Source organism: Rhodovarius sp. (assembly GCF_040399605.1).
Lineage (GTDB): Bacteria > Pseudomonadota > Alphaproteobacteria > Acetobacterales > Acetobacteraceae > Rhodovarius > Rhodovarius crocodyli_A.
Genome location: NZ_JBBARU010000123.1, coordinates 1 through 5,722, shown reverse-complemented (window position 1 = coordinate 5,722; position 5,722 = coordinate 1). Strand labels below are relative to the sequence as shown.

The 5,722-nt window shown below is 67.3% G+C and carries 6 protein-coding genes; 1 reads left to right on the top strand and 5 read right to left on the bottom strand.

The genetic code is table 11. The annotated features are described in order from the left end of the window. Positions 1-51: 51 nt before the first annotated feature. From ABWP84_RS17860 to ABWP84_RS17840, 5 genes are read right to left on the bottom strand one after another with little or no spacing between them, the layout of a single operon-like run. Complete coding sequence (locus tag ABWP84_RS17860; protein WP_353213377.1) at positions 52-288, bottom strand: hypothetical protein; 237 nt, start codon at positions 286-288, stop codon at positions 52-54. Continuing rightward, positions 264-1,049, bottom strand: a complete 786-nt coding sequence (locus ABWP84_RS17855; protein WP_353213376.1) for a hypothetical protein — start codon at positions 1,047-1,049, stop codon at positions 264-266. The genes ABWP84_RS17860 and ABWP84_RS17855 overlap by 25 nt, the downstream gene beginning before the upstream one ends. Position 1,050: 1 nt before the next feature. Further along, on the bottom strand, positions 1,051-3,165 hold the full coding sequence (locus tag ABWP84_RS17850) for a molybdopterin cofactor-binding domain-containing protein (protein WP_353213375.1): 2,115 nt from the start codon (positions 3,163-3,165) through the stop codon (positions 1,051-1,053). Then, positions 3,162-3,635 carry a (2Fe-2S)-binding protein gene (locus ABWP84_RS17845; RefSeq protein WP_353213374.1) on the bottom strand — a complete coding sequence of 158 codons (474 nt, stop codon included), beginning with the start codon at positions 3,633-3,635 and terminating at the stop codon, positions 3,162-3,164. Before ABWP84_RS17845 ends, ABWP84_RS17850 begins: the two co-directional genes overlap by 4 nt. A gap of 11 nt (positions 3,636-3,646) precedes the next feature. Then, positions 3,647-4,621: a tripartite tricarboxylate transporter substrate binding protein gene (locus tag ABWP84_RS17840; RefSeq protein WP_353213373.1), complete on the bottom strand. Its 975-nt coding sequence runs from the start codon at positions 4,619-4,621 to the stop codon at positions 3,647-3,649. 46 nt (positions 4,622-4,667) lie between these two features. On the opposite strand from ABWP84_RS17840, the gene ABWP84_RS17835 reads away from it, so the two are divergent. Then, positions 4,668-4,940 (top strand): hypothetical protein, encoded by a 273-nt coding sequence (locus ABWP84_RS17835; RefSeq protein WP_353213372.1) that lies wholly within the window; start codon positions 4,668-4,670, stop codon positions 4,938-4,940. Positions 4,941-5,722 lie beyond the last annotated feature (782 nt).

Sequence of the window (5,722 nt, the reverse complement as noted above, 5' to 3'; positions counted from 1 at the left end):
GCGCTTCTGTCAGCGCACCCTCCAAATCGGAGGAACTACGGAATCAGGACACTAGCAGCTCAGTTCCAGCGTCGTCGGATCGAACAGATCTTCCGGCGCCAAGGGCGCGGCCACCAGCCCGTCCTCCCGCGCAAAGCGGAGCATGGCGGCGATCTCCTCGCGGTTGCGCCAGAACCCGTAGGGCCAGGGATCGCCGCCGAAGCGCGCGGTCTGGGTCGCTGCTTCTGCCGCTATCCAAGGCAGCGAAACGCGAGGCACATTTATCATCGCAAGCTCGGCCAGCGCCAACGCCTTGGCCTCGGCATAGGCTCTGAACAGCGCCGCCGGAAGCCAGGGATGCGCGGCCGCCACGTCCTTCCGCACCGCCATGCAATGCAATGCATCAGGGGGAAGAAGCCGGTGGCGTCGAAATAGCGCTCCTCCTCAGCCCGGTAGTCCGGCCATAGCCGCTCGACTGGCGCGCTTTGGGTGGTGAAGCAGGAAGGCGGGCGGGGGCCGATGATGGCGTCAATTTCGCCCGCCGCCAGCAAGCCGTTGAGACTTTCACCGGCCCCGATAGGCCGCACATCAAGCTCCGGCGGCAGGCTCAGCGCCACCCGTTCCCCAGGCCCCGGCTGCTCCAAACCTCCGATGCGCCAGGCGATGCTGCGGGTGTCCACGCCGTAGGTTTCGCGCAGCATGCCGCGCACCCACAATGCCGCCGTCTGCTGATATTCCGGCAAACCGATGCGCCGCCCAGCCAGATCCGCTGCGCCGCGAATTCCCCGATCCTTACGGATATAGACGGCCGAATGCCGGAAGGCGCGGGAGGGAAAGACCGGCACGCCGATATAGGCCGCATCGCCGCGCGCCGTGGTCACCATGTGCGAGGAGAGCGACAATTCGGTAACGTCGAAAGCCTTATCCCGCAGCGCGCGGCGGAACAGGTCCTGCGGCTCCCCCGGCTCACGCTGGAAGCGCATGCCGGGGATGCGGATGCGGCCATCCAGGATGGGCCGCACGCGATCGGTCTCGAAGCAGCCGAGGGTCAGCGTGATCTCCTCGGGCATGTCAGGGCCTTTGCGGCGCGTTGGCGAGGTTTTCGGGTGTGAAAGGCATCACCCGGGGGCGCACGCCCAGCGCGTCATGGATTGCATTGGCAATAGCAGCGACCGTCGGGCCGAAGGAGGGTTCGCCGGCGCCGAGCGGCGGCATCTCAGGACGGTCGAGCAGCTTCACCTCCACCGCCGGCACTTCGGAGAAGCGCAGGATCGAATAGGCCTCCCAGCTATCGCTGGTGATGCGCCGACGGTCGAAGCGCACGGCCTCCTTCAGCGCCTGGCTGGTGGCGTGAATGGCGCCGCCTTCCAGCTGATTCGCCGCGCCATCGGGGTTCACGATCTCGCCCAGGTCGGCGGCGATCCAGATCCGGCCCACCCGGATCACCTCCTCGGCCTCGATCTCGGCGAAGACAGCGCACCAGCCGCCGAGATTTTTGTAGCGCGCCACCGCCATGCCGAGGCCGCTGCCCTCCCGCCTTGTGCGGTCTTCCCAGCCGGCCATCTCAGCGCCGGCGCGCAGCACGGCGGCGGCGCGTTCGTCGTCCAGATGGCGCAGGCGGAAGGCGAGTTTGTCCTCGCCCGCCAGGCCGGCGAGTTCGTCCATCACCGATTCCAGCGCCCATACATTCACCGGCGCGCCAAGCCCGCGCATGGCGGAGGTGCGGAAGGGCATGTCCGTCACCGTGCTGAGCGTCACGCGGAGGTTGGGCATGCGGTACAGTGGCACCGCATTGCGATGCGCGCTGCCGCCGCGTTCCAGCCCGTGATTGATGGCCGGCGGCACGGCGAAGGGCTCGGCAAGATCGGCCGCCGCCAGCAGCGTCGGCAGCTTGCCGCGGCCGGGGCGGGAGGAATGGCCGTTGCTGATGACATCCACCTGGAAGCTGGAAATGGCATTCTGCGCATCCAGCGCCGCATCCACATCGACCACCATGGCGGAAGAGACTGGCGACCAGCCGAGTTCATCCGCACGGCTCCACAGCACGCGCACTGGGCGACCCGCAGCGCCGCGCGCCGCCAAGGCCGCGTCCAGCGCAACGTCATCAGCGCCGTTATGGCCGTAGCAGCCCGCACCTTCCACATGGCGGATTATCACCGCCTCCTGCGGCATGCGCAGCGCCTTCGCTATGTCCATGCGCAGGTTGTAGGGGCCCTGGGTATGCGACCAAATTTCTACCGCCTCCCCATGCCACTGCGCAATTGCGCAGGATGGGCCAATGGAGGCATGGGCGATGGGTGGGCGGAAGAAGCTGGCGGTGACGCGCTGGGTGGGGGCTGGCGCGTCCTCGGCGCTGCGCTGCTGCGCCACCGCATGATTGGCCTGCGCGCCGCGCAGCCACTCCTCCATCGCGCCCTCATCGGGCAGCGTGTCTCGCTCGGCCCAGCGCAGCGCGGCGGCAAGGCTGGCCGCCGCCGCCTCCGCCTCGTGCTCGGCCTCCGCCAGCACGGCCACAAAGCTGCCGTCGCGGACGATGCGGGCCGCGCCGGGCAAGGCGATCTCCGGCACGTCAAGCAGCGTTGCGGCGCGGGAGGGTGGGCGGATAATGCGCGCGTGCCAAAGCCCGTCAGGCCGCAGGTCGTGCAGGAAGCGCGCCACGCCAAACACCTTGTCCGGCAGGTCGCGGCGAAGGGAGGAAGTGCCCGCGATGCGGCGCGCGGCGGGGGGCTTGGCGCGGGCGCCGGGCGTGGCGTCGCTGTCCAGCAGTTGCTGCGCCGCTAACTCCCAATAGGACCCCACGGCGCCGTTCGGGCCGAAGAATACGCCATCCTCCACCCGCAGATCCCCGACCGTCGCGCCGCTGCGCTGCGCCGCAACCTGCAGGAAGATGGCGCGGGCTTCAGCGCAAACATGGCGCAGGGCCGCGCCGCTATTCTGGACGGAAAGCGAGCCGGACGTCACACCCTCATCTGGGCTGTCCGGTGTCGCCACCGGCTGCACCTCGATGCGCGACAGCGCCACATCTAGCTCATCCGCCGCAATCTGCGACAGCGCCGTCAGGATGCCCTGGCCGATCTCCACCTTGCCGGGGCGGATCGTCACCCGGCCCTGGCCCGGAAAGTCGAGCCAGCGGGACAGGCGCGGATTGGTCTGCAGGCTCGCCGGCAGCTTTGGCGGCGTGTTCATGCGGCAACGGCTTCCCTCATGCTTGCGGCCGCGCGCAGCACGGCGCGGACGATGCGATTGTGGCTGCCGCAGCGGCACAGATGCGGATCCAGCGCCTGGCGCACCGCCGCGTCATCCGGCGCAGGATTGGCGCGCAGCAACGCCGCCGCCGCAATCAGGATACCGGGCAGGCAATAGCCGCATTGTCCCGCCTGCTCCTCCAGGAAGGCCGTCTGCAACGGGTGCGCCGCCGCCGGCGTGCCGAGGCCTTCCACCGTCGTCACCGACCGGCCCGCCACCACGCCCAGCGGCAGGGCGCAGGACATGGTAGGCACGCCGTCCAGCAGCACGGCGCAGGCGCCGCATGCCTCCACCCCGCAGCCGAAATGCGGGCCAGACAGGCCCGCTGGGCCGCGCAGCGCGCCCAGCAGCGGCACGTGCTCCGCCAGATCCAGCGCCACCGGCGCGCCGTTGAGGATGAACGAGACCATGCGGCTTCCTGTCATTGCGGCTGGATGCCGGCGAGGCGAATCCATTGCCGCCGGCGTTCGATATCGGTACGCAGCAGCGTGTCGTACTCCGCCACGCTCATCGGGGCCATCTCAGCGCCCAGCCGCGCGAAGGCGGCCTTGATGGTGTCCGTGCCGAGGATGCGGTTGATCTCCCTGTTCAGCCGCTGCACCAGGGCGGGCGGCATGCTGGCCGGCGCCATCACCCCGTTGAAGCCCACCTGCTCGTAGCCCGGCACCGTCTCCGCCACGGTCGGGATGTCTGGCATCAGGGAGGAGCGGACCGGGCCGGTGGTGGCCAAGGCGCGCACCCGGCCGGACTGGATCAGCGGCATCATGGTGGCAATGCCGTCGAACATCATCGGCACGGTGCCTCCGGCGATGGCGTTGCGGGCATCGCCGCTGAGGCGGAAGGGCAGATGCTGCACCTGGATGCCGGCGGCGTGGCTGAACACCTCGAAGGCGATATGATAGGGCGTTCCGGGGCCGGAGGATGCGTAATCCAGCGTGCCGGGCCGCGCCTTCGCCAGCGCGATCAACTCCGCCACGTTCCTTGCCGGGAAATTCGCATTCACCGCCAGCACCTGATAGGTGCGATTAAGGCAGGCGACCGGCGCAAAATCCCGCATCAGCACATAGGGGCGGTTCGGCATCAGCGTCTCGTTCGCCGTATGCGTCACCGTCAGCATCATCAGCGTATGGCCATCGGTGGCCCGGGCCACGGCATCTGTGCCGATGACACCGCCGCCACCGGGACGATTCTCCACCACGAAGGGCTGGCCGAAGGCCTGGCCCAGCGGTTCGGTCAGCAGGCGGGTGAAGGTGTCAGCACCACCGCTGGCGGCGAAGGGGATGATGAGGCGCACCGGGCGTTCGGGCCAGGCGGCCTGGGCGCAGGCAGAGCGCAGGGCCGGCGCGGCCAGAGCCAGGCCGGCCAGTCCGGCAAGATCTCGGCGACGATGCAACATTCTTCGATTCCCTTCCCTTGACAGCCTGCACCGTCTTCGCAGCACTGTGCTGGGCGAGGTTGCGCCCTGTCAGCCATCCACCAAAAAATTGTTGTCCGGGGTCTTCTGGATTTTATATCGACGATGTCAGCTGCGCAATGTTGTTGGTGAGATTTGCGACCCGCCGCACTCCGGCGACATGACGCCACATCCCGCTCTCGCGTGGCCCACCACCCTGGCCACGCAGGTCTATCGCCGCCTGCGTAGCGATCTGATCGAGGGAATTATGCCGCCTGGCATCAAGCTGAAGGTCGAGGTGCTGGCTGCGGAAAATTTCTGATTGCGGACGAAAAGAGCAAAAGGGCTTTGCCCTGCCGCGCTCTCCCACCCGGAAAATGATTTTCCTGGACCTTTGAAAATTTCTAACGTGAATAATCGAACGAAGATGGAGGAAACTCAGTTTCGTCCTGGCGTAATGCAGGGGCAAAGCACCTCGATCTTGTTTTCGCTGGCTATTCGTTTTCAGCAGCCTGCTGGCGGCGTTCAGCAGGGCGGGTGCTTCTCCGGCCGCTGGGCGGCTTGGTCGGCACGGCGCTGAAGAGCGCTCGCTGGATCTTCCCACGGGGCCATCGGCCGCTGCGCAGCCGCCACCGGTACCAAGCCGAACCGCGGTGCATGGTAACTCGTCGTCGGTGAAGCACCAGCCGCCAATATCCTCGGCCACCAGCAGCACAGGCGGGACGGTCAGTTCACCCGCCCAGGGCGGTGGGGGCATCCACCCGCGCGCCCAGGCTTGTTGCGCCCAAAACTGGCGCGCCTGGGTTGTCATGGTAGAAACTTGGTATGACGTTGCTCTCGACCTAATCATCGGAAATTTAATAACATTAATGATCGAGAACGCCCCTCCGGGGGGATCGGGGGTCGTGGGTTCAAATCCCGCCGCTCCGACCAAAATCCATCACTGTATTTTAACCAGTGTTCGTTGACCTGCTGCTGCGTTGCCTGGCAGGCCGGCCGCGCGCGCCTGCAAGCAGCGCCCCTCACCCTGGTCATCCCAGCAGCTGGCTCTAGGCTCAGGACCTATTAAAAAGCTTGCGGCGCGGACGGAGGGTTGATTCAAGG